Here is a 23,590-nt window from a genome sequence, read left to right on the forward strand (position 1 = left end):
AGCGCTGTCCATATTTTGGCGACGATCAAACATCGTCATAAACCACTTCAAGGCTGACTTTCGTGCCAGCGTGCTTGCCGCGCATGTCTTCATCAGTTGCAGGCTCAAGCACCACATCGCCGCCGGTTTCAGAGGCGTCAAACAGACCCAACAACCCATCTTGGTCAAGCGGCGCTGGACGTACAGGTGGTGCAATCGCAACTGCATCACCAAGACCTGCAAACAAATCACCCCATTGGGATTTCGACGTGCCAACGATTTGATAGTTTGCTGATTTCTTACGCAGATCATCATCTTGCGGAATGGCCGCAAGCACAGGAATATCTACAGCCTCAGCAAATGCTGCTGCTTCGCCTGTGCCGTCATCTTTGTTGATAACAAGACCCGCGACACCGACGTTGCCGCCAAGCTTGCGGAAGTACTCAACCGCAGAGCAAACGTTGTTCGCCACATAAAGTGACTGCAAATCGTTAGACGCAACGAGGATAACTTTCTGAGCCATGTCGCGCGCAATGGGCAAACCGAAGCCACCACAAACAACGTCGCCTAAGAAATCCAACAAGACATAATCAAAGTCCCAGTCGTGAAAGCCGAGCTTTTCCAACAACTCAAACCCGTGGATAATCCCGCGACCACCACAGCCACGGCCAACTTCAGGGCCGCCAAGTTCCATCGCAAAAACACCGCCACGTTTAAAGCAAACATCGCCGATTTTTACTTCTTCGCCAGCCAGCTTTTTCTTTGTGGAAGTCTCAATAATCGTAGGACACGCTTTGCCACCAAAAAGTAGGGACGTCGTATCAGACTTTGGATCACAGCCAATCAACAGAACCCGCTTGCCTTGCTCGGCCATCATGTGGCTCAGGTTAGCAAGTGTGAAGGATTTACCGATACCGCCCTTGCCGTAGATCGCAATGATCTGCGTTTTACTTGTAGGCTCTTCAGCAATGATATCCGCCAGATCCTCGTGTGCTTCGTCACGCAAACGCTGGTCGAAATCTTTTAGGTTCGGCACTTCGTCTTTCATGCTGCTGCACTCCAGTTGAGGATCATTTTCAAACAAGAAGGATCCGTGAAAGCTTGTTCATACGCATCAGTCGCCTCAGCGGCCGTGCGTTCGTGGGTAATCAGTCCGTCCAAAGACAGCGCGCCACTTTCAACAAGTGCCCGCGTGGCCATCAGATCATCTGCGTTCCATTCTGCTGCGATCCGCAAACGCGCTTCCTTCATGAAAGCAGGCGGAAATGCGAAAGAGAGCGGGTCTTGGTAAAATCCAGCGAGCACAATCTCACCACCGCGGGAAATACGACCGATCAAATCATTGATCAGATCAGCGCGACCTGACGCGTCATAAATGGCGCGGTAATCTTTGCGGGTGTCAGCATCTGGATGAATAACCTGATAGCCTTGAGCACCCGCCATACGGTCGGGATCAATTTCCCAAACAGTTGGCGCTGGACCACCCGCAGCTACCGTAAGGCGCGCAAGAAGTCGGCCCAAAGTGCCATGACCAACAATCAAATCAGGCAAGGCTTTATCAACACCTGCCATCGCGTGACGCGCTGTTGCCGCCAATGCCAGCAAAGCACCCTGCGCACCAAATCCGCGATCAATACGTGTCACCCGTGAGGCATCACTAACAAGAATTTCAGCAGAGCCGCCAAACAGACCAAATGCATCTTCATAACAGTTAGCACCAGGAACAAAGACGTGATCACCAACACTATAGCCGGAGTTAGAGCCCACTTCGACAACTTCGCCGGCGGCCTCATATCCGGGAACAAGCGGGTATCCCATACCAGGGAATGGGGGCATCGCACCGGACCAGAACAACTTCTCGGTACCCGTGGAAATGCCCGAGTGAGCAACCTGCACCACAACGTCATTCGCTGCCGGCGCTTTAAGCGCGACTTTGGCAAGCCCAAGGTCCTTTGGACCTTTCAATATGACTGCGGATGCTTCCACGTTTCCTCCCTCATCTACGTATTTGCATGTGTGAAGAAAGACTCAGCACAGCGTTACGCTTAGTCTGTCATTCTAAACTGACACACCAATGTGTCAATTAAATTAGACAGTTTTCTGAAATTCTCTTGTCAACGAGGTCTGACAGCCTCGACAACGCTGGTCACAAAAGGCCGCGGCGCGCGCGGGATACGAACACCCTCAAAGCCAGCATCCGTACAAAGTTGAGCGATTTCCTCAGCAGATCGCGCGCGGCCCGTCTGCATGGCCATGCAGTAAAACGCAAAATATGCATTTCCTGGCCCGTGCGGGACCACACCACCAGTCATAGGTTCTGAGATGATAAGGCGCCCACCAGCTGGCAAAGCAGTGTAAACTTTGGCCAACAAATCACGCACTGTCTCATCACTGTGATCATAAAGAACTCGGATCAAAGAAATTGCATCGGCACCTTCGGGCAGCGAGTCGGTCTTGAAACTACCCGATGTCAGCTCAACACCTTCCCCCAAACGCGTACGCGCCTGAGGGGCCACATCTGGTAAATCAAATAGGCGCAAAGACAGGTTAGGGGCGGCCTTTTGCACGGCAGACAAAAAGGCCCCTGATCCACCGCCCACATCCATCAAGCGCGTGATACCGCCAAGATTAATCATGCGCAGCGTATCTTCGGCGACCAAACCCTGACTATCAGCCATGAGGTCGGAATACGTTTTGGCCTGCTCTGCTGGCATTTCACCGCCAAATACGTAAGGCCAGAAATTTGCCAATTCCGTCTCTGTTTCACCGCGAAGCAAAGCAACGGGGTCTGTCAGGTCTCGGTAAAACACATCATGATGGCGGATCATCGCCTCAAGGCCTGGCACCCCAATAAGAGCCGCACCACGACGCGCCAGCTCATACGCGCCCTTGCGCTTTTGAACTAACTTTAGAGCCTGTGCCGCCTGTAACAGCGCCTCCATTTTACGTTCTTCAACGCCGTGCATTGCCCCCAACGCGCGCGATGATCGGGGCGCTGCCTTTAGAGTTTGAGGAATATCGAGGGTTACTAAGGCATACAGAACCTGACTGTAGACAAACCCTGATACCAGATCGAAAAGCGCCTCACCCTCACGGCGCGCCACAGCCCGCGTAAAAGGAAAACGTGCAGCCCACTTTTGAAAACCACGGCTCGCAATAAGGCGGGTGGTCCAACGTGTCTTCAATACAGCTTCCGTCATTTATTCGCCAGGAACCGGCGCAACGGGCGTAAGTTTCTGCGCAGTCATCTGCACCATCTTGGCAAGTGACGCTTCGCCCGGGCAGGACGGAATAGACGCAATTGCACCGCCCAAAATATCCTTGAGGCGCGTCACAGCACCTTGCACCCCAAGCTCTGTGACCGCATTGGGCCGTGCGTTCAATTCATCCTGGCCAGCGGGCTTACCAAGTGTTTCTGCATCATAAAGCGCGTCGCGCAAATCATCAGCGACTTGAAACGCCTCACCAATCCGTGCGCCCAATTCAAACCACGGCTCAGCCTCTTGGCCAGCCGCAACAGCGCCCATCTGGGTTGCCGCGATGAATAACGCGCCAGTCTTGGCTTGATGGTAGGCAGACAAATTCACATCTGTTTCGCTTTCCCACCCCTGCCCTGCGCAAATGCCATAAGGGCTGCCAGTTCGGGTGGACAAGATCTTCACCAACTCAAGCGCCCGCGCCGGATCTTCAACGCCAGCGCGTGCCAAAACATCAAACGCCAGCACAATCAGACTATCGCCAGTGAGCACCGCAAGCGGCTCAGAATAGGCCAAGTGGACAGTCTTTTTGCCGCGGCGCGTATCTGCATTGTCAAAACACGGAAGATCATCATGTACCAGTGACGCGCAGTGAACCAACTCAAGTGCCGCCGCAGCAGCGTCCGTTATGCCGGGGCGATCATCGCCGCATGCCAAAGCAACAGACGTAAGAATCGTCGGGCGTATCCGCGCGCCCCCCGGCGTAACACCGTATCGAAGCGCCGAGGCCAGTTTAGGCGGCGCAGGCCGCGCCTCACCTATCTGAATGGCTGCGTTAATCGCGCTCTCTATTCGGCTCGATAATGGCATGGTCCGCTCCTTTAGATGGCAATGTGTAAACTATAGCCATCTTGCAATGTGTAAACTATAGTGGACACATTAGTGAGCGCGAGTCAACGAAACCATGCACCGAACAAACAACAGCATCGCCATCATTGGCGCAGGGATCGGCGGATTAGCTGCGGCTTTGCGCCTTTCTGATGCGGGGCTGGATGTCACGGTCTTTGACAGCGCAAGTGATGTTGGCGGCAAAATGCGCACCGTCGCATCAGCAGCAGGGCCGATTGATGCCGGACCAACCGTGTTCACGATGCGTCATGTGTTTGAAAAACTGTTCGATGATGTCGGGGAAAGCTTAGGAGAGCACCTCACCCTAACACCTGCAAAAATTCTTGCGCGCCACTACTGGTCCGATGGCAGCATGCTTGACCTGATGGCCAACCCCGATGAGACCGCTGCGAACATTCGCACGTGGGGCGGCGCACGCGCTGAAAAAGACTATCGCACTTTTTCTGAACGCGCCCGCGTTCTTTATGAAGCGTTTGACGCACCTATGATGCAGGCCGCAGTACCATCGCAAGCGGAACTGACACGTAAGGTGATGTCGCATCCATCGCTCGTGCTCAAGATGGCGCCGTGGTTTACTCTCATGCAATCGCTGCGGCACAGTTTCAAAGACAAACGGCTCGCCCAGCTTTACGGGCGATATGCCACTTATGTCGGCGGTGATCCATTTGCCTCCCCTGCCCTGTTGTCGCTTATCTCACACTCCGAGGCTTTGGGCGTCTATGCTGTAAAAGGCGGAATGCACCAACTGGCGCAGACACTGCGCACCCTAGCCCAAGCGCGCGGAGCTACATTCAAACTCGATACACATATCAAACAGATAAACGTCCAGAACGGCAGCATCTGCGGACTAACCACAGACGACGGCACACGCCATGATGCTGCCCGCGTTTTGTTCAACGGGGACCCAAAAGCGCTGCAAGACGGGTTGCTGGGCAAATCCAGCCGCGCAGCCGTCCCCAATGAGCACGTCCAAACACGCAGCCTATCCGCACATGTCCACACATTCGCGGCCCAACCAACCGGACCTGACCTCAGCCATCACACCGTCTTTTTTGGAGACGACCCAAAAACAGAGTTTGGGCCCATCCGGTCAGGCCACCTGCCCCAAGACCCCACCCTTTACATCTGCGCCCAAGACCGAGCCGGCGGCGCGCAGCCCACTGGGATGGAGCGCTTCGAAATCATCATGAACGCGCCACCCACAACAGACACCACAGCGAGCCAACGGGAAATTACGCAATGTCAGACACTGGTTTTCAACACATTGGCCCGCTTCGGGCTCACCTTCACCCCAAAACCGACACCCCAAAGCCTGACGCCACCGGCCACATTCAACCGGCTATTCCCCGCAAGCCACGGTTCCCTTTACGGGCAGAGCCCACATGGGCTGATGGCATCGTTCGCTCGGCCGACGGCACGCAGCCCATTGAACGGCCTGTATCTGGTGGGTGGGGGGACGCATCCGGGAGCGGGCATCCCGATGGCAACCCTGTCCGCACAGCACGCGGCCGAGGCGATATTGACGGACCTTACTTCGACATCGACGTCCCGCCCAACGGCTATGCGTGGTGGTACATCGACGGGATCAGCCACTGCGGCACCCGCGCCATCAGCATCATCAGCTTCATAGGCTCTGTCTTTTCACCTTGGTATCGTTGGTCAGGTCGCAAGTCCCCGCGCAACCACTGCTGTATCAACGTGGCCACTTACGGGCCAGGCGGACGTTTCACAATGACTGATCGGGGCGAAAGCGCCCTGCGCACAAGCCAAAATATTTTTGAAGTTGGCCCCTCCAAAATGACATGGATGGGCGACAAACTGGTGATCGACATCAATGAAATGGGCGCGCCGCCAATGGTTGGCCCGGTGCGCGGCAAAGTCACCCTCACGCCAAAATTTGTGACAAACCTTGAGGTACCGCTTACTCCGTCGGGGACCCATGTTTGGCGCCCGTTTGCACCATCTGCGGATATTGATGTGCAGCTTGAAGCAGAAGGTTGGCAATGGGATGGGCACGGTTACTTTGATGCAAACTTCGGAACCGCAGCGCTTGAGGACGACTTCAGTTATTGGACTTGGGGCCGCTATCCGCACTCCAAAGGGTCTGTGTGTTTTTACGACGCAGACCGCCGCGACGGAAGCACATTAGACGTAGGCCTACTGTTTCAAAACGATGGTGAAGTGCAGCTTTTGAACTCACCCCCCAAAGTTGCAATGAAGCGTTCGCTTTGGCAGGTCCGCCGCGAAACCCGCGCTGATGCAGGATACAAACCAGTTCAAGTCAAAGGTATGCTGGATGCACCTTTCTACTCACGTTCTGCGGTAAAGACGCAATTTGCGGGCGAGGAAGTTGTAGGCGTTCACGAGGCACTTGACCTGAACCGCTTCCGCTCAAAAATTGTCAAACCGATGCTGGCCTGCCGCGTGCCACGGCGCGCAAAATGGCGCTTTGACACCCCACCAGCAGAATAAATCGAGCGGCGCTAAACCGTAGCAACCGCGTCGGGGTTGCGTCGCAAGATCGACCAGTTAAGCGCGCCTGCGACACTGACCCACGCAAGATACGGAACCATCATCCACCCTGCGATAGGCAGCACCAGCCAGAAGCTTACCAACGTCCCAAAAACCGCAATCCACAGCACCACGAGCGAAATCATCGCCGCACGAATGCGCTTTAGCCCAAAGAACACAGGGCTCCAAAGCGTATTTGCTGCAATTTGAAACGCCCAAAACGCCAAAGCCAAGCCTACGCCTTCGCGACCAGCCACCAACGTCGCGGCGACCGAGCTCAGGATATAAAGCGTTACCCAAGCAACGGGAAACATCCAATCTTTTGGCGTCCAGCGTGGCTTGTTAAGCGCGCGGTACCAGCCATCCGGCGGGAACAGGGACCCTGTTGCCGCAGCCGTGCAGCTTGCCGCCATAAAGACGATGAAAATTGACCAATCCATGTGGGCTTCACCTTTCGCGTGAGTACCCCGTTACCTAGTGACGATATTCGTTTTGTCCATTTGTTCGCGCGCCTTTAAGTCAGACAGGATCGCCAGAACGTCATCACCCCAAAACGGTCGCGCAGGCGTTTTGCGCGCAGCCGCATCAACCAAGAAAGCCACTTCGGGCAAGGGCCGTGCATATACAACGGCAGATTGTGGCATCATAATGCTCGCCCCTGTCCGCAAAGCAGCCTGTGCGATCCAGCCCAGCTTTTGCCCCTTTGATGTGTGGGCACGGGTGCTAATCGTGTCATAGCCCGCTTTTTGCACCTCGCGACCGATGCCACCATAAATCAAACGGGCCGCAAAAATACCGGTCCGCGCCTTGAGCGGTAGCGCCGAAATCCCCGCTTCAGACCGCATGTAAAGCCGGTTTGCATCCATCACCAAGCGCCGCACCATCGCGCGGATTGCCTTGCTAGGGCGCGGATCAGCGAACACGTCTTCTGCACTCAGTCCAGCTGCGTCCAGCCATTCGGTTGGTAAGTACATCCGCCGCTCGCGGGCGTCTTCGCCAACGTCACGCGCAATATTGGTCAGCTGCATCGCAACGCCCAGATCACACGCACGCGCCAAGGCATTTTCATCCCGAACGCCCATCAAAACACACATCATCGCGCCAACAGCAGAAGCAACACGCGCGGAGTATCCATAAAGCTCCTCGAGCGTTTCATACCGCCGCTCAGTCGCGTCCCACGCTAAGCCCTCCAACAGCGCCTCAGGCAAAGCGCGCGGCATTTCGAATTGCTCGATAATGGCAGCAAATGCGCGGTCCGCAGGCGCATCAAATGGGCGGCCTGCATAAGCGCGATCAAGACGTTCTTGCAACCGCAAAACAGCCGCTGCTTTGTGGGCGTTCAAATCAACCGCATCATCAGCAAGCCGGCAAAATGCATAAAGCGCAAGCGCAGGGTCGCGGACTTTTGCGGGCAATAATTTACTTGCCGCATGAAATGAAAGCGACCCATGGCGGATCGCTTCTTTGCAATGCTCAAGATCTGCTGGTGCGATCATCGGACAGCCCTTTCCGAAAGAACAGGTTCAACCCCGCTTGGAGCAACATCAGGCACCATCTTGGCCAACACCTCTGCACTGCTCACAACACCCGGCACACCCGCACCGGGGTGCGTACCAGCACCCGCCAAAAACAATCCCGATACTTCTTCTGAAACGTTGTGAGGACGGAACCACGCACTTTGCAGAATACGCGGCTCAAGACTAAAGCCCGATCCATTTGGCGAAAGATACCTGTCGCGAAAATCTTCAGGCGTAAACGTAACTTGCTCTGTGATTTTATCCGCAAATCCTGGGATATGCTGTTCAAGAACGGCGCTCACTTTGGCGCGATATACTTCAACATCACGCTCCCAATCGACGCCATTTTTGTGACCCAGATGCGGCACGGGACTCAATACATAAAACGTGTCATCCCCATCAGGCGCTACCGTTGGATCGGTCAAGCTGGGCCGGTGAATGTACAAACTAAAGTCATCTGCAAGCTTACCCTTAACGAAGATATCCTTCAGAAGCGCCTCATAGCGCGGACCATTCACAATGGTGTGGTGCCCGACATCTTTCCACTCACCGCGGGTGCCTTTGGTCCCGAAATACCAAACGAAAAGACCCATCGACCATCGGCGGCTTTCCATCTTTTTGTCCGTCCAGCGCGCCCGCTTATGACCGCGCAAAAGATGCGTATAGGTATGACCGGCGTCCGCGTTACTGACCACAATATCAGCATGGATCATCTCACCGCTCATCATCCGCACACCGCAGCACCGCCCCTGTTCAACCATGATCTCATCGACCACGCTGCCCATTCGGAAAATGCCGCCCTGCTCTTTCACCACATTGGCCATCGCATCGGCTAACTTCTGAACCCCGCCAATCGCATAATGCACGCCAAAGCGTTTCTCCAAATATGCAACTAGCGCGTACATGCTTGTCACTTTGCGTGGATCACCGCCGATAAAGAGCGGGTGGAACGACATAGCCATGCGTAGTCGCGCATCCTTGAACCGCGCCTTCGCAAGGCCCAGAATGGATCGGTCCGCACGAAGCGCTGCGAACAACGGCAATACCTTTATGGTTTCCCAAATGCGGTGCATCGGCTTGGCGACCATGCCCTCAAAACCAACCACATAGCGGCGTTCAGCATCTTTAAGAAAACGGCGGTAGCCCTTCACATCCGCAGGGCTAAGACGTGCAACTTCCGCCTCCATTTCGGCTGTATCTTGCATCGCCCGAAAGCGGCTGCCGTCAGGCCAGCGCACTTCATAGAACGGATCAAGCGGGACCAACTCCACGTCATCTTCAAACTTTCGGCCACAAGCTGTCCACAAATCTTTGTAAACCTGCGGCACCGTCACGATGGTCGGCCCCAGATCAAACCGGTGCCCGCCCTTGGTAATCGAAGAGCCACGGCCGCCCACACGATCCAGCTTATCAAGGACCGTCACGCGGTACCCCTTCGCCCCAAGCCGCATCGCCGAGGCAAGCCCGCCAAGCCCCGCGCCAATGACAATCGCATGAGGTGCGGCATCACCGCTCGGGAATCGTGGATCAAGATCATTCATAACTGTCACTCTCGCACTGTCAGGTTTACTTGACAACACTTTCGTGTAAGCTTCGGTTGACACTCCTAGCCAAAGTGACTCGTAAATGACCACCCAATGCGTCAGCATCAGCTTCTACAGGTTCGGCCCACTCAGGGCGCGACTATGGGCGCTCGCCATGATGGGCGCGGCACGGTTCAGCATTGGCAAAACGCCACACATCGGCTTTTGGAAGCTCTGCGGCTCAGGAACCGGCGAAGGGTTCACCCCGCTCCCCAACACCCAAGTTTACGCCATCTTGGCCACGTGGCCCAATACGCAAATCGCCCAAGAACAGAGCCTATCTGCCCCGCTATTTCGCCGCTACAACGCCCGCGCAGACGAAAGCTGGACAGTCTTTCTGACACCCACATCCGTTCGCGGTGCATGGTCAGGCAAAGTTCCTTTCATTGAAGCCGCTGACACCGAAGGCCCCCTTGCCGCGCTTACGCGCGCAACGGTGAAAACCCGTAAAGCCCTGCGGTTTTGGAAGCGGGTTCCAGCCATTTCTTCAGTTATCGGGGCTGATCCCAATGTTGCCTTCAAAATCGGCATCGGAGAGATGCCGTTGCTGCATCAAATCACCTTTTCCATCTGGCCAAATGCTGATGCGATGGCAAATTTCGCCCGAAAAGACGGCCCACACGCACGTGCAATCAAGGCTGTCCGCAGTGACGACTGGTTTGCAGAAGAACTCTACGCCCGCTTCCGCGTTTGCGGTGAAGCCGGCACATGGGGCGGCGTTTCGCCCCTCGCACAACTGAAAGAAATCTCATGAAACAGCCCTTCCCCTTCTCCGCCATCGTCGGTCAGGACGAGATGAAACAGGCAATGATCCTCACCGCGATTGACCCCTCAATTGGCGGCGTGCTGGTCTTCGGTGACCGAGGGACGGGCAAATCGACAGCCGTGCGCGCGCTTGCCGCCTTGTTGCCGCCAATTACAGCCATCAGAGGCTGCCCAACCAACTCAAAAACCTCTGCGGATTGCCCGGATTGGGCCGCAATCGACACGGAACAGACTGTGGAAATTCCGACCCCTGTCGTTGATCTACCCCTTGGCGCCACCGAAGACCGCGTTGTGGGCGCATTGGACATCGAAAAGGCTCTTACACGGGGCGAAAAAGCATTTGAAGCAGGCCTGCTGGCGCGTGCAAACCGTGGATATCTCTACATCGACGAGGTCAATTTGCTCGAAGATCACATCGTCGATCTTCTCTTGGACGTGGCCCAAACCGGTGAAAACGTGGTTGAGCGTGAAGGCCTGTCTATTCGCCATGCCGCGCGCTTTGTTCTTGTCGGCTCTGGCAACCCAGAAGAGGGCGAGCTGCGCCCCCAACTTCTTGATCGCTTCGGTCTGTCGCTTGACGTTAGCTCTCCCAATGACGTTGAGACACGGGTCGAAGTGATCAAGCGCCGCGACGCCTACGAGCGGGACACGACCGCCTTCCTTCAAACATGGGCTGTCAAAGATGCGGAGATCCGCGATGACATCATCAAAGCCCGTTCGGTACTGGCGAAAATTAAGACGGATGATGCAATTCTGGCTGATTGTGCGGCGCTTTGTATTGCGCTCGGCTCCGATGGCCTGCGCGGAGAGCTTACCTTGCTTCGCACAGCGCGCGCATGGGCCGCCTATCAAGGCCGCAACAAAGTAATTCGTGAGGATTTACAAGCCGTTGCACCAATGGCCCTTCGCCATCGCCTTCGTCGCGACCCCCTTGATGAGGCAGGCAGCGGCGCGCGCGTCGCACGTATTGTGAACCAAGTCTTCAACACCCCAAGCGTTGCCTCTGCATGACCAGTCCCGCACCAGCATGGTCTCTCGCTGAACGCGCGTTAACCTTGTTGGCGCTTAACCCGCGTCTTGGTGGCATTTGGGTGAAAGCACGTAACGGCCCCGTCCGTGACCGCTTCAACGCCGCCTGCGATGCACTTCCCCTGCCCTGCCGCCGGTTACATCCGCGGGTTTCTGACGAACAGCTTTTCGGCGGCGTAGACATTAGCGCTACGCTTCAAAAAGGCTCTGTTGTGGCCGAAAAAGGGATGCTGCACGACCCTTCGACACTTGTTTTGACAATGGCTGAACGCACAGAGGGACCACTGGCCGCGCGGCTTGCGCAAACATTGGACGCAGGCGATCACACACTGGTCGCATTGGACGAAGGGTTAGATGAAGAAGGTGCTGAACAACTTTCCCCTGCTCTAGCGGAACGGCTTGCATTTCACGTAGATCTTGGTGGGATACGGCACACAGATGTCAGCGTTATTACCCTGCCAAGCAATATCGATCTTATAACCGCTGAAACACCCAGTGAGGTAATTAAATACCTCACTTCGCTCTGTATTCAGTTTGGCGTTGATGGCATTCGTGCGCCTATGTTTGCTGTTGAGGCCGCACGCACACATGCGGTTCTGTTTAACCGTCAAACACCCAATGCCGACGATCTGAAGGCGGCCGCTGAACTGGTCATCGCACCCCGCGCAACTTGCATGCCATCCGATCAAACTGATGCACAAGAAGCGCCTCCTCCGCCTGATAACACCGGTGACAATTCACCAGCCAATCAATCCGCAGAGATTATACCGCAAGACATGGTGATCGATGCCATTCGCGCGATGCTGCCACCGGATGTTCTCGCTCGATTAGCCAAGGCAAAAGCACAGCGAAGCGCCCGAACAGCCAGCGGTTCAGGTGACAGCAAAAAGGGGAACCGCCGCGGTCGCCCCCTACCCTCAACCACCGGCAAGCTGGATGGCACCAACACAATTGACTTAGTCGCAACCTTGCGTGCCGCCGCACCTTGGCAACCATTGCGTCGACGTGGGTCTACACGCACCACGCTCGCCATCCGCCCATCCGACATTCGGGTCAAACGCTTTAAGGAAATGTCAGACAGACTTATGATTTTCACTGTCGATGCATCCGGAAGTGCTGCCATGGCACGACTAGGAGAGGCAAAAGGCGCAGTTGAGTTGCTGCTAGCACAGGCCTACGCCCGTCGCGACCATGTGGCGCTGGTGGCGTTTCGCGGTGAAACAGCCGAAACGATTTTGCAACCGACGCGCAGCTTGGTCCAAACGAAACGACAATTAGCCAGCTTGGCAGGTGGTGGTGGAACGCCTCTAGCGGCCGGCCTTAAAGCTGCCCTTGATCTGGCACAACAGGCCCGAGGGCGCGGCCTGACACCCACAATCATCACGCTGACCGATGGACGTGCAAATATCGCCCTTGATGGAACAGCTTCTCGTGTCCCCGCGGGGACAGATGCCGAGATGATGGCCCAACATATCGCAGCACATAACATCGCAAGCATGGTGATTGATGTGTCTAACCGCCCACATAGAGCTTTAGAGACCCTCTCCAGCCGCATGATGGCGCCCTACATCGCCCTGCCTCGCGCCAACGCACAGAAGCTCTCTCAGGCCGTCTCAGGCGCTTTGTAGAGAACATGGACCTGCTGCCCCGCCTGCCCGCCTATTGGCCCCACAAAGAGCACTCTCAGATCATTCCCTGCAGGCCGCACAGGTGGCACGTGCAAATCATGGGGAGCGGACCGCAATTGTTGCTCATCCACGGCGCTGGTGGCGCAACGCACTCATGGCGGGACGTCATGCCACTACTTGCACAAACACACCAAGTCATCGCCGTTGACCTGCCAGGTCAGGGGTTTAGCCAACTTGGCTCACGCGCCCGCTGCGGGCTTGATGCGATGGCCACAGATCTTGCTTCGCTGCTTGCCCAAGAAGGCTGGGAGCCAAGCGCAATCATCGGGCACTCCGCCGGTGCCGCCATTGCACTTCGACTTGCGGAACTTGGCGTGTCCCCGCGGGGACAGATCATCGGCATCAACGCGGCGCTCGCAAATTTCAAAGGCATCGCAGGCTTTCTATTCCCTGCGTTCGCCAAGCTGCTGTCCCTGAACCCCCTGACAGCACGTATCTTTACTGCCACCTCTGGCAACAGCGCAGCAGTTGAGCGCCTGATAACTGGGACAGGCTCAAAGCTAGATGAGAATGGCCTGAAGCTCTATCAGACACTGATCTCACGGCGCTCACACGTTGACGGTACACTCGCCATGATGGCGCATTGGAAGCTCGATGGGTTGCTCGAACGACTACCCAACATGCTCAATCAGACGCTCTTCATTACCGGCTCAAACGATCAGGCTGTTCCGCCACGCACAAGCAACGCAGCAGCCTCACGTATGCCAAACGCGCAAGTGCAAGAACTCAGTAAACTTGGACACTTGGCCCATGAAGAAAGCCCGCAACAGGTGGTCAACCTGATACGGGCCTTTATCGAAGAGTAACTGTCCCCGCGGGGACGCATCACTTTGGATCAAGCGCTTCCCAAAACGCCGCTACTGCCGCCTCAAGCCGCGCACGCTCAACGGTGGTGAAATCCATCTTCGATTGCATCGAAAAACTTCCCTCTGCGGCGACGCACTTCACCTGTCCCCGCGGGGACATCAAACGAAGGGTGGTCTTGGCAGTCTCACGAGGCGTGGTTTTGGGGGTATTTTTTTCAGCCACAAAGGCACGCAACATCCGAAGCTCATCGGCCGCACTCTGCCCATTTGCGTCAAGCAAGCGCTGCTTCAGAACGCTGACGAGTGCAGGGTTTTCATCAAGCTTTTTTCCCACCTCAAGCCCAAGCGCCCGCGGGATTACATCCACATGGACCAAGCTTGGCTCAAGCCGCTGGTATAGCTTTGCAAAGTTTTTAATGTAGGCCCGCTTTTGCCGGCCTGCGCTTGCAAACAAATCGTCGATAGCTTCATTCACATTAGAAAACGCTTTGTCAGACGACCGCAAGTAAGCCCAAGCGATCGCTGCCATTTCACCAAAACCGATACCTTTGCGCACGATGTTCTCATCGACCATCCGGCGATACAAAGAGCGGTCTTCTTCAGTCCTGGCGATAATTCCAACTGGAATTTCAGCAAAACGCTTTTCACCGGTTTCCTTGTAAAGCTCGCGGAACGCAGTTAGGCGCCGATACCCCTGAACCAATTCATAACCGCCATCTGCCTCCAGCACCTGAATAGGATTTGAAAGGCCGATATCGCGGATCGAGGCTTTCAACTCATCAATCTCAATATCGCGGACCGCCTTGCGATCACGGGTCAGCAATTCGGCTCTAACATCGGTAATATTGACTAAACGCGTAATCAGGCCGGCTTGTTTTAGGCCTACTAACTCGTGGGCGAGACGGTCGTTTTCGGCACGAATAGCAGCCTCTGCTTCTGCACGCTCTGACAAAGCGCCAGCGTTCTCAGCGATGGCTGATGCCATAGGGCCACGCCGGTCATGGGGTGCCGACGGGGCAGGGGAGCCAAACATCGATTTAGTCTCTAACTGCTGTGTTTGTGTCTGTTCTGCTTCATCAAAATCAATATCGAATACACGACGCTTCTTCATAGCATTACTCCAATTCTTCCCACGCACTTACAAGGTTAGTCCGAAATTCTTCATAGGCCTGATCAAAGGACGCCCGCGCACGGCGCCAAGTCTCACGTGTCATATCCCTGTAATCGATCTCGTAAATGGACGACAGGAAGCGACCTGATTGCTCAACGGCACGGGTCATCTCGATGGGATGTTCGGTAACTCTATCTTCAAACACTTTAACAAATGCCTGCTGCATCGCACGGTGCAGGTCATTGTTTGGCTCAAAACGGGTCAGCAAAAAGCGCACATCAAGGAATGCCTTGGGAAGGGACATCGTCCCCGCGGGGACACCACTGCGGAAATGCGCCAAGTCCTCAAGAGCCTCGGACAGCTGGCCGATAAATGACGTCGTAGAGTCATACTCCCAGTAACCCGGACCAGACGGAATATAGAGAACGTCCGCCGCAAAAACGGCATTCATCGACTGGTATCCAATTGCAGGCGGGCAATCGAAGATAATCATATCATATGCGTCTGGTGGCAGCTGATCGAGGTAGCGCGAGACGGCAGCAAAAAACGACCACTCTGGGTTCACATGGCGATACTGCGCAGAGGCGAATTCGACAAAGGCCGCATTGGCGCAAGACGGCACGATATCGATTGTGGGCCACGACGTCGGCTTAATGAAATCCGTCACCCGCAAATCGGCCAACCCCATATCCGTAATTGAGGAGGGCAGGCTACGCTTGGGCAGGGCCGCACCGCTTTCAGCGCCCATACTTACATTGGCGTTCATCGCCTCTGTTTGGTGAATGAGGTCGCGCGCCATGACGCCCCAAACCGTAAATTCCTCATCCACATCCGACAGGCCCATCGAATGGGACAGCGTCGCTTGGGGATCAAAGTCCACGCAAAGAACGCGGTACCCGTCAAGCGCAGCAGCGTGGGCAAAGTGCAGCGCAACGGTGGATTTTCCAGCACCCCCTTTGAAGTTAGCAATTGCTGCGCGAATGGCCCGCTTGCCCGAGGGGCGCGGCGGCATGAGCGACTTTCGGTTCACCTTAAGGCGGCGGCGGATCTGGTTGATTTCCTCAAGGGAGTACCAGCGTTGGCGCCCATCTTCCTCAACCAACCCTTGGGGCAGGGAGGGGTCTGACGCCAACCGCCCGCGCAACGTCGATTGGTTCACCTTGAAGATAAGCTCGCCCACCTCCCAACTGGAAAACCGCCGCAGAGTTTTTTCCATCTCTGGCGAATAGGTTTGCTTCCTAATAACACCCTGCATTCGCAAGGACTGCGCTTGCATGCGAGCTAGATCTTCATGTGAAAACATTTCGAGCCTTTGACATAACCTGTCCCCGCGGGGACGCTTTTAGATGCTGTTGTCCTGATTTACGCCTAATTTGCGAAAAAAGCAAAAGGGGATAAAGATGAAATGGTAAAAAAGCGAAAATAGCACGTAGCGGCTATTTTTGTGGGAATCGCAAGGCGCTGCTGGAACCAGTGAGCATCTACGTGCTGGCGAGTGTTCCAAACTAAGGGGGACACATATATTGTCGCCACTACATATTGGGGGACAAAAAAGCCCTAATAGGTGTCAGCCAAGGCGTCCCCCTATACCAGTAATACCAAAAATATCATTATTGATTAGTGGTTTTGAAGCGCTCAGAAAAACTGAACTTGACAGAATCGAGCCATTGGACGCAAATCAGACAAGAGATTTGATTTAGCGTTGAGTTGCAGCACAAGTATGTGTAGTTCTGCGCCATCAGTGTAAAAAAATAACATAATAGTAGAGACAACCAAACATGGTGTCGCTGCATGAGGCAAAAAATATCGCGACCCAAAGCACCTGCCAAAAGAGCGGAGCTTTATTCGAAAGGGCGCGAAAAGGGCGGATATGAACGTTACCCAAACTACTGGGCGCAATGCGTCCGTGGTAAAATACGATGTGCTAACTGCTATGGGCGCCTATGCCCTGGCACACGGCAAACATGAGCAGCGGTTAATACTGCGATTTATTACACTCGTTGTAGCGCGCTATAATTGGCAGCGGGATGAGTTGGCCGTAGGGCAAGTTGAGATTGCTCGGCTTTGGGCGGTGGAGCCCCGCACTGTTAAACGTGAGATGGCTAAACTTAAAGCAATGGGATGGCTTGTGGTTCACCGCCAAGGGGCGCGTGGGCGTGTAACTCAATATGGCCTTGATCTGGAATGCATACGACGTGTGACACGGCCACAGTGGGATGCTGTTGGCCCTGATTATGCGTTGCGTATGGAAGGTGTGCCAGAAAGTGCGAAGGTAGTGCCGTTGAAGGCACGCGGGAAAATAGCCGCGCCAGACCTAAGTAGTGGGACAGAGTGGAGCTTGGCCCAAGGTGTACTTCACAGTCAGGACGAGGGCGCATATGGCGCGTGGTTAAGCGCGCTGGTACGGGTTGAGCGGGCAGGGGGACGGTTGGTCCTTCGCGCGCCGAGTAAATTTCATGCTGCTTATGTTCAGACCCATTTAATCGAACAAGTGAATGCAGCGTGTCGAGCTGTCGATCAAGACGTGAGCGAAGTTGTCTTGGTGGTCTAAGCTGCGGAGTATCCAGTTTCGCTAAAAAAATGGCCGCCCCCTAACGGGGACGGCCATTGCTTTTCACAAAGAAAAACAAATTTTTTATTTTTAGATCAGTTAGCCGGCGCCAGCGACGCAAGGTACGCGTAAATGTTCACAGCATCTTCTTCTTTACGTACTTTATAGCTCATTTTGCTGCGGCCTTTTTCACCTGTAGCTTCTTTCAGGTACCCTGTTGGGTCCTGAACATAAGCGACAAACGATGCTTCGTCCCATACGAGACCAGCATCTGTGCCTGCTTTCATCAGCTTGGAGTAGCGATAATCAGACTGAGCGATCGCGTTGCCAACAACGTTGTAAAGGTTTGGACCAGTTGGCTTTTTCTTGCCAACAATGTCATTGCCGTCTGCGTCTTGAACCCAGTGGCATGTTGTACAGTTTTTGAATGCATCTTCACCAGCAGCAGCATCACCAGAAGCGTGGCCGTCTGCAAAGGCAGCGCCACCGATAGCCATTGCGGCGGTCAGGGTAAGTAGTGTCGTTTTCATAAGTCTATCTCCAACGTTCATTCCAATAATTAACTTAGGGCCAAAGTGCCGCAGGTAAAGTTAAGCCCGCTATAATCACGCGACTGCGTGGGAAACCGCGCATTGCTTCCACAGAGTGCTAAGCGCATTCACCAAATGATCGATGTCCGCATCTGTATGGCAGGGGCCTGGTGTAAAGCGTAGCCGCTCAGTCCCTTTTGGCACTGTGGGGTAGTTAATGGGCTGCACATAAATGCCATACTGCTCCATCAGGTAATCCGCGATCATCCGCGTTTTAACAGGATCTTTGATCATCACGGGGATAATGTGGCTTTTGTTCATCAGGTGCGGGATGCCAGCGCGATCAAGTTTGTGACGCAGCTGCGCGACTTGGGCTTGTTGGCCTTTACGCTCAACATCCGATGTCTTGAGGTGCTTGATAGATGTTTGCGCCGCTGCTGCCACTGCGGGGGGCAGGGCAGTGGTAAAGATAAAGCCAGAGGCAAATGAACGGATAAAGTCACACAGCGCCTCGGAGCCAGTGATATAGCCCCCAACAACACCGTAGGCCTTGCCCAAGGTGCCTTCGATCAGTGTGATCCGGTCAGCAAGCCCCTCACGCTCGGAAATACCGCCGCCGCGCGGGCCGTACATGCCAACAGCGTGGACTTCATCGAGGTAGGTCATCGCGCCGTGTTTCTCAGCGACTTCAATGATTTCACGCATCGGGCAGATGTCACCATCCATTGAGTAAACACTTTCAAATGCGACGATCTTTGTAGTGTTGGCGGGCAGGGCAGCCAACTTACGATCAAGGTCCTCAACATCGTTGTGTTTCCAGATGACTTTTTGTGCCTTTGAATGGCGGATTCCTTCGATCATCGAGGCGTGGTTGCCTTCGTCTGATAAGATCACAGCATTGGGCAGTCGCGCGCCAAGGGTGCTTAGGGCGGCCCAGTTCGACACATATCCAGAGGTGAACAAAAGCGCACTTTCCTTGCCGTGCAGATCAGCCAACTCATTCTCAAGGGCAAGGTGGTGAATGGCGTTGCCAGAGATGTTGCGCGTCCCACCCGCGCCGGTACCACAGCTTTCGGCGGTGCGTGTCATGGCGGCAATCACGTCAGGGTGGTGACCCATGCCAAGGTAATCGTTTGAGCACCAGATTGTGACATCGCGCGCTTCATTTTGGCCGTGCTCGGACGCCTGAGGGAACTTACCCGTGTGACGTTCAAGCTGTGCAAAAACGCGGTAATTGCCATCGTCTTTGAGTTTGTCCAACTGCTCATTGAAAAGAATATCAAACGTCATGACGTGGTCCCTTTTGTTTTTGTGGGCGCAGGGGCGGGGAGCATCCAGCGCCATAGTTTTTCGTCAGGCAATGGAATGACCATTAACCAGTGTTCTAGTAATGCCAGCGCAGTGATGGCGGTGAGTAGGGTAAATCCGGCCACTTCTGCCTGTGATGAGGCAGAATATAGCCGTTCAAGCCAGCAGGCTGTCGCGAATGTGAGCGCGGTGACCGATATAGGAAACAGCCAATTGACCCGTGCGTGGCGAAAATGGCTCGGCAAATGTGCCAGTGGTTTTGGTAGAAATTCTGTGTTGATCTTGGGCACCCCTAAAAAGAGGTTCAGCTTGGCTGAGATGCGGGCGAAATAAAGCACCGCGTATGTCCAAAGACCAAAGATGTTTTCGGCATCTTGGCTGACCCAAATCATTGCAACAAGGGCCGCGGTCAACAAAATCTCGTGGTAGGCAACGGTGCCCCATGCACGAATAAAGCGCTCAAATGGTGAGGTGTTAGGCGGTAATTCAGCGGTGTTTGGCCCGGTGATAATGCCCGTCAAGAATGCCAGCTCAATCCATCCCCAAACGGCCAAAGCGGACAAAAACCCGATATAGGGCCCCGCCACTCCGGTTTGAGAGAGCGAGACGTAAAATGCCGCAGCGCCCGTAAGCAGGAACGGCAAACCCCATAGAACAGCACATAGGCCAGCGGTGCCCTCGGCGCGGTCAGCACGGCGCACGATCACAAGGATCGCGCCCGTGGAAAACCACCACAAGAACAACGCGCCAAGCGCAGATATCCACGGGGTCGCCAGCATTAGTAGGCGGGTTCCATCATGGTGCTTGCTGGACGTTCGTGATGCACAACGGGGATGGAGTAGAGCACAGCAAATGCGGCCGCCGCGCGGGCGGTTCCGATGAATTGCTTGATTTTACCAGCAACGCCGCGCTGGCGTTTGCCAGCGGCAATCTGAACGTTGGCGTCTTGCAGTTTGTCGAGCCCTTTGCGGAAGCGCGGGTGATCGATATCAAGAGTGAACGGATAGATCTGTTTGCTGATTTCCGATGTTTTGCGGAACACCTCCATGCCGTACCACGTTACATCTACGCCCAAGGCTTCGTGGAAAACGGGGCGCTGGTGGTCGCGAACCCACATTGTGCCGTAAACGGCCGTCAGGAAAAACTTGATCCAGAGGCGGTTTTGGCGCGATTCCGTCAGTTTAGGGTCTGTTTTCATCAACAACGCAAAGGCTTCACCGTGTGAAAACTCATCGTTGCACCATTCCTCAAACCATTTGAAAATAGGGTGAAAGCGGTGCTCGGGATGCTTTTCGAGGTGGCGGAAGATCGTGATGTAACGCGCGTAGCCAATCTTTTCTGATAGATACGTGGCATAGTAAATGAACTTTGGGCGGAAGTACGTGTACTTCTTTTGTTGGGTCAAAAAGCCCAAGTTGACCGCAATGCCAGCTTCGCGCAGTGCATCATTGATAAAGCCCGCGTGACGGGCCTCGTCGCGGGCCATCAGTTGGAAAAGCTGCGTGATGTCTGGATTAGAACCGCGGCGCTTCATTTCTTTATAAAGTACACAGCCCGAGAATTCAGCGGTACAGCTTGAGATCAAAAAGTCGATGAATTCGGCACGCAGAGCAGGTTCCATGCCGTCCCAATCGACGGTATCCCAATCAGCATTTTTCTTGAAATGGCCTTTGTTTGGGTCTGCTTCCATTTGGCCGATCAGGGTGTCCCAATCGTGGCGCACGTTTTCAACGTTGATGGCGTCCAGTTCATTGAAATCAGTTGTGTAAAAGCGCGGGGTGAGAAGCGTGTCCTGCATCGCAACATCGGTTGCTTTTTCCGACGTCATGGCTTCGTTGGTACCATGCAAAGCGGTGGGGGATGCGTGACCGTTCAGGTCTTTGGGGGTTTGGATGTTCATACTGTAACCTCCTCAGAGAATGAAAACTCGCAAAGCTCAATAAATTCCAGATCACCGGTCAGGCGTGTCCAAGCGCGCTCAAGACCACTGGCGCGGGTGATGACAGCGGTGCGGCTTTCTTCGACGATTTCGCCGAAAGGCGCCATGATCTCGGCCCCTTGGACCAAGACGCTATCACCGGGGTGAATGACTGCTCCGTTGTCAAAACGCACATGCGCGCTGAGCTCTTCAAAGCGGTGCGAGATGCTGACAGTGCAGGGTGCTGTTTCTTTTGATCGGGTGAATAATCCCATGGTTCCGGTTCCCTTATTGATCGAGCAGCGTGGCGAAGGCTGCCCAGTTTTCGGACCCAAACCCCATCAGGTCTGCGCTCCAGTTGGTTTGGTCATCGATGATGGCGACGCGGTTATTGGCAAATTGTACAAGGCGAACGGGCGCGCTCATGTCCATGTTGTTTACGGTGCGATTACGCTCAACGACGCGTGACATCACGCCCATAAAACCACCTGCGCCCGGGCCTGCATCAAGCAACACTGTACCGTCGATATCAGCGATATACGTGGCGCCTGAGATTTCACTTTTCATCGTGATCGTACGTTCTTTCACGATTGGTGAAGCCGGCAGGGCACTGGCCGATGGGCGGTCTGACCAGACCGAGTAGGCCGACAAAGCGACTGCGCAAGCGATCATGAACAACACACCGCGGATCAGCGTGCGCGGGATCATTTCGCGGTCTTTGTTCAACATTTTACGGGTTTCAGAAGGGGCAAATTGCATGTCAGTTTACTCCGCTGGAACGGCGTCAGTGACGCGTGTGATAATTGGGGCTTCGGATACCCGCGTCTCCGCTGCGGCGGCCAAAATCTGTGCGACATTAGCGGCGTCAGGGATGCAACGGAGAGCGGGTTCCGTGTGGGCCATCCGCCAAGGGCGAACGTGGGGCCAACACATTAGGTAACTCATGCGGGTCTTGCCCGATGTTTGAAGCGCGATGGTGCCATGACCGCCAGAAAGCAGCGCGAGGTTTGCGTTCTTTACCCATTGGTATGGCAGGTTCAGGGTCATCGTCAGAGCCGCCCCGATGCGCATGGCAACGCGGCGGTTCGTAATTGTGTAGACCGTGTTACGGGCCTGTACGTATGAAATCAGTGCCAGCACAGCGACTGTTGCCGCTGCAAAAATTGCAAACGGTAGTACAGACAAAAGTGCGTGGGCAAAGGGTGCGACCCCAAGCACAACGATGAAACGCCACAGTGCGAACAAAGCGAAATAGCCCATGAGCCATTTCAGGCCCCAGCTTTCTTTGGTCAGGCTCCACCAATTGGGGCGTCCTTGCCAGAGGATTTCTTCGCCCGCGGGCAGTTCCTCTGGCAGACCTTCGATGGGTTCAACTGCGAAATCGTCGTGTGACATGGGGTCGGCTTTCCTTAGGCTTGGGGTTCCAAACGGCTTGGGTCCGCATAAAGCGTGCCGCCGCCGTAGTAGGCTTGGATCTTCTCTTCCTCGAGCAACGTCACAGTGGTTGCCGATTTTTGGGTCGGAATACCTTTGACGTTGTGCGAATAAATTGAGCGGATCTTGAGGTGGTTTGATTTGATACGCGCCATTTCACGGGCCACCAGTTTGGTGCCGCCGCCAAATTCTGCGTCAACTTCATAAGCGAAATAACGCACCAGCTGTTCTGGTTCATCGATCCACATATCTGTGACGCGACCAACGACTACGTTATCGCCTGTCATAACCGGCAAACCACGTGGGTCACGGCCAGCAGACACGCGGAATGTGTCAACGCTCGACATGGGGATGATCTTGGGGTGGCCTTTGCCATCAAGCTCTGGGTGATCTTGACGCGCAGCCCATGCACCCGGACCAACGCCGTCCATCATTGGATCACCGGTTGGCTCGAAAGGCAGACCGTTTATCACGCCAGTTTGCTCAAGCGCCAAATCTGTACGGGCTTGGCGGTCAGGACCGGGAACGGTCACCTCGCCGCGGCCATGTGGCAGCTTAAACGTTTTGGGGTTTGGCACAGGGAAGGGGCCTTGGTTGGCGGCTGTTTCACCGTTATCATTTTCAAGCGGATAGCCTTCACGCATGTTTTCGGTTTGCAGATAGTAAATCAGCAGCGCGAAAAAGCCGTAAAAGCCCCAAAGAGCGACGCTCGCCAAGTCGATGTTTCCAAAAATAGTTCCGTCCATTTTCTTTC

The 23,590-nt window shown here is 54.8% G+C and carries 24 protein-coding genes; 7 read left to right on the forward strand and 17 right to left on the reverse strand.

Going from position 1 to position 23,590, the window contains the following annotated elements; translation table 11 throughout:
* Positions 1 to 25: 25 nt before the first annotated feature.
* The 4 genes from NeNHUV3_RS12175 to NeNHUV3_RS12190 form a co-directional block, all read right to left on the reverse strand.
* On the reverse strand, positions 26 to 1,027 hold the full coding sequence (locus tag NeNHUV3_RS12175) for a chlorophyllide a reductase iron protein subunit X (protein WP_341246342.1): 1,002 nt from the start codon (positions 1,025 to 1,027) through the stop codon (positions 26 to 28).
* Complete coding sequence (bchC, locus tag NeNHUV3_RS12180) at positions 1,024 to 1,965, reverse strand: chlorophyll synthesis pathway protein BchC (RefSeq protein WP_391483353.1); 942 nt, start codon at positions 1,963 to 1,965, stop codon at positions 1,024 to 1,026. Before bchC ends, NeNHUV3_RS12175 begins: the two co-directional genes overlap by 4 nt.
* Before the next feature lie 128 nt (positions 1,966 to 2,093).
* Positions 2,094 to 3,179: a methyltransferase gene (locus NeNHUV3_RS12185; RefSeq protein ID WP_391483354.1), complete on the reverse strand. Its 1,086-nt coding sequence runs from the start codon at positions 3,177 to 3,179 to the stop codon at positions 2,094 to 2,096.
* On the reverse strand, positions 3,180 to 4,046 hold the full coding sequence (locus tag NeNHUV3_RS12190) for a polyprenyl synthetase family protein (RefSeq protein ID WP_391483355.1): 867 nt from the start codon (positions 4,044 to 4,046) through the stop codon (positions 3,180 to 3,182).
* A gap of 94 nt (positions 4,047 to 4,140) precedes the next feature.
* Between NeNHUV3_RS12190 and crtD the strand changes: the two genes are divergently transcribed.
* Together crtD and crtC are read left to right on the forward strand one after the other, a co-directional pair.
* Positions 4,141 to 5,715: a 1-hydroxycarotenoid 3,4-desaturase CrtD gene (gene crtD / locus NeNHUV3_RS12195; RefSeq protein ID WP_391483356.1), complete on the forward strand. Its 1,575-nt coding sequence runs from the start codon at positions 4,141 to 4,143 to the stop codon at positions 5,713 to 5,715.
* The gene (crtC, locus tag NeNHUV3_RS12200) at positions 5,670 to 6,557 is read left to right on the forward strand and encodes a carotenoid 1,2-hydratase (protein ID WP_391483373.1); all 888 of its coding nucleotides are present in this window, start codon (positions 5,670 to 5,672) and stop codon (positions 6,555 to 6,557) included. Before crtD ends, crtC begins: the two co-directional genes overlap by 46 nt.
* A gap of 11 nt (positions 6,558 to 6,568) precedes the next feature.
* Here crtC and NeNHUV3_RS12205 read toward each other — a convergent pair whose 3' ends face one another.
* The 3 genes from NeNHUV3_RS12205 to NeNHUV3_RS12215 are packed head-to-tail and all read right to left on the reverse strand — an operon-like array spanning position 6,569 to position 9,654.
* Positions 6,569 to 7,036: a TspO/MBR family protein gene (locus NeNHUV3_RS12205; RefSeq protein WP_048599914.1), complete on the reverse strand. Its 468-nt coding sequence runs from the start codon at positions 7,034 to 7,036 to the stop codon at positions 6,569 to 6,571.
* Positions 7,037 to 7,066: 30 nt separating this feature from the next.
* A complete protein-coding gene (crtB, locus tag NeNHUV3_RS12210; protein WP_391483357.1) occupies positions 7,067 to 8,092 on the reverse strand; it encodes a 15-cis-phytoene synthase in 1,026 nt (341 codons plus the stop codon).
* On the reverse strand, positions 8,089 to 9,654 hold the full coding sequence (locus tag NeNHUV3_RS12215) for a phytoene desaturase (protein WP_391483358.1): 1,566 nt from the start codon (positions 9,652 to 9,654) through the stop codon (positions 8,089 to 8,091). Before NeNHUV3_RS12215 ends, crtB begins: the two co-directional genes overlap by 4 nt.
* Before the next feature lie 85 nt (positions 9,655 to 9,739).
* Here NeNHUV3_RS12215 and crtA point away from each other — a divergent pair, with 85 nt between their 5' ends.
* Genes crtA through bchO form a run of 4 tightly spaced genes read left to right on the forward strand, consistent with a single transcriptional unit; the run spans position 9,740 to position 13,984 of the window.
* Complete coding sequence (crtA, locus tag NeNHUV3_RS12220) at positions 9,740 to 10,450, forward strand: spheroidene monooxygenase (protein WP_391483359.1); 711 nt, start codon at positions 9,740 to 9,742, stop codon at positions 10,448 to 10,450.
* Positions 10,447 to 11,472: a magnesium chelatase ATPase subunit I gene (bchI, locus tag NeNHUV3_RS12225; protein WP_391483360.1), complete on the forward strand. Its 1,026-nt coding sequence runs from the start codon at positions 10,447 to 10,449 to the stop codon at positions 11,470 to 11,472. Before crtA ends, bchI begins: the two co-directional genes overlap by 4 nt.
* The gene (locus NeNHUV3_RS12230; protein ID WP_391483361.1) at positions 11,469 to 13,118 is read left to right on the forward strand and encodes a magnesium chelatase subunit D; all 1,650 of its coding nucleotides are present in this window, start codon (positions 11,469 to 11,471) and stop codon (positions 13,116 to 13,118) included. Before bchI ends, NeNHUV3_RS12230 begins: the two co-directional genes overlap by 4 nt.
* Before the next feature lie 5 nt (positions 13,119 to 13,123).
* Complete coding sequence (bchO, locus tag NeNHUV3_RS12235; protein ID WP_391483362.1) at positions 13,124 to 13,984, forward strand: alpha/beta fold hydrolase BchO; 861 nt, start codon at positions 13,124 to 13,126, stop codon at positions 13,982 to 13,984.
* A gap of 19 nt (positions 13,985 to 14,003) precedes the next feature.
* On the opposite strand, the gene NeNHUV3_RS12240 is transcribed toward bchO, so the two are convergent.
* Positions 14,004 to 15,095 (reverse strand): ParB N-terminal domain-containing protein, encoded by a 1,092-nt coding sequence (locus NeNHUV3_RS12240; protein WP_391483363.1) that lies wholly within the window; start codon positions 15,093 to 15,095, stop codon positions 14,004 to 14,006.
* Positions 15,096 to 15,099: 4 nt separating this feature from the next.
* A complete protein-coding gene (locus NeNHUV3_RS12245) occupies positions 15,100 to 16,398 on the reverse strand; it encodes an AAA family ATPase (protein ID WP_048599922.1) in 1,299 nt (432 codons plus the stop codon).
* Between the two features lie 567 nt (positions 16,399 to 16,965).
* Between NeNHUV3_RS12245 and NeNHUV3_RS12250 the strand changes: the two genes are divergently transcribed.
* Positions 16,966 to 17,646, forward strand: coding sequence for a hypothetical protein (locus tag NeNHUV3_RS12250; RefSeq protein ID WP_391483364.1), 681 nt, complete (start codon positions 16,966 to 16,968; stop codon positions 17,644 to 17,646).
* A gap of 95 nt (positions 17,647 to 17,741) precedes the next feature.
* Here the strand turns inward: NeNHUV3_RS12250 and NeNHUV3_RS12255 are convergent, their stop codons facing one another.
* The 8 genes from NeNHUV3_RS12255 to puhA form a co-directional block, all read right to left on the reverse strand.
* A complete protein-coding gene (locus NeNHUV3_RS12255) occupies positions 17,742 to 18,176 on the reverse strand; it encodes a cytochrome c family protein (RefSeq protein ID WP_048599924.1) in 435 nt (144 codons plus the stop codon).
* Between the two features lie 75 nt (positions 18,177 to 18,251).
* Complete coding sequence (gene hemA / locus NeNHUV3_RS12260; RefSeq protein ID WP_391483365.1) at positions 18,252 to 19,466, reverse strand: 5-aminolevulinate synthase; 1,215 nt, start codon at positions 19,464 to 19,466, stop codon at positions 18,252 to 18,254.
* A complete protein-coding gene (puhE, locus tag NeNHUV3_RS12265; RefSeq protein ID WP_391483366.1) occupies positions 19,463 to 20,263 on the reverse strand; it encodes a putative photosynthetic complex assembly protein PuhE in 801 nt (266 codons plus the stop codon). Before puhE ends, hemA begins: the two co-directional genes overlap by 4 nt.
* Entirely contained in the window at positions 20,263 to 21,312 is a 1,050-nt protein-coding gene (gene acsF / locus NeNHUV3_RS12270; RefSeq protein WP_048599954.1) for a magnesium-protoporphyrin IX monomethyl ester (oxidative) cyclase, read from the reverse strand. Before acsF ends, puhE begins: the two co-directional genes overlap by 1 nt.
* Before the next feature lie 68 nt (positions 21,313 to 21,380).
* Complete coding sequence (locus NeNHUV3_RS12275; RefSeq protein WP_048599927.1) at positions 21,381 to 21,677, reverse strand: hypothetical protein; 297 nt, start codon at positions 21,675 to 21,677, stop codon at positions 21,381 to 21,383.
* Positions 21,678 to 21,690: 13 nt separating this feature from the next.
* The gene (gene puhC, locus NeNHUV3_RS12280) at positions 21,691 to 22,161 is read right to left on the reverse strand and encodes a photosynthetic complex assembly protein PuhC (RefSeq protein WP_391483367.1); all 471 of its coding nucleotides are present in this window, start codon (positions 22,159 to 22,161) and stop codon (positions 21,691 to 21,693) included.
* Between the two features lie 6 nt (positions 22,162 to 22,167).
* On the reverse strand, positions 22,168 to 22,797 hold the full coding sequence (gene puhB / locus NeNHUV3_RS12285) for a photosynthetic complex putative assembly protein PuhB (RefSeq protein WP_391483368.1): 630 nt from the start codon (positions 22,795 to 22,797) through the stop codon (positions 22,168 to 22,170).
* Positions 22,798 to 22,811: 14 nt separating this feature from the next.
* Positions 22,812 to 23,582, reverse strand: coding sequence for a photosynthetic reaction center subunit H (gene puhA, locus NeNHUV3_RS12290; RefSeq protein WP_341246327.1), 771 nt, complete (start codon positions 23,580 to 23,582; stop codon positions 22,812 to 22,814).
* Positions 23,583 to 23,590 lie beyond the last annotated feature (8 nt).

It is taken from the genome of Nereida sp. NH-UV-3, from assembly GCF_042939535.1.
Taxonomy (GTDB): Bacteria; Pseudomonadota; Alphaproteobacteria; order Rhodobacterales; family Rhodobacteraceae; genus Nereida; species Nereida ignava.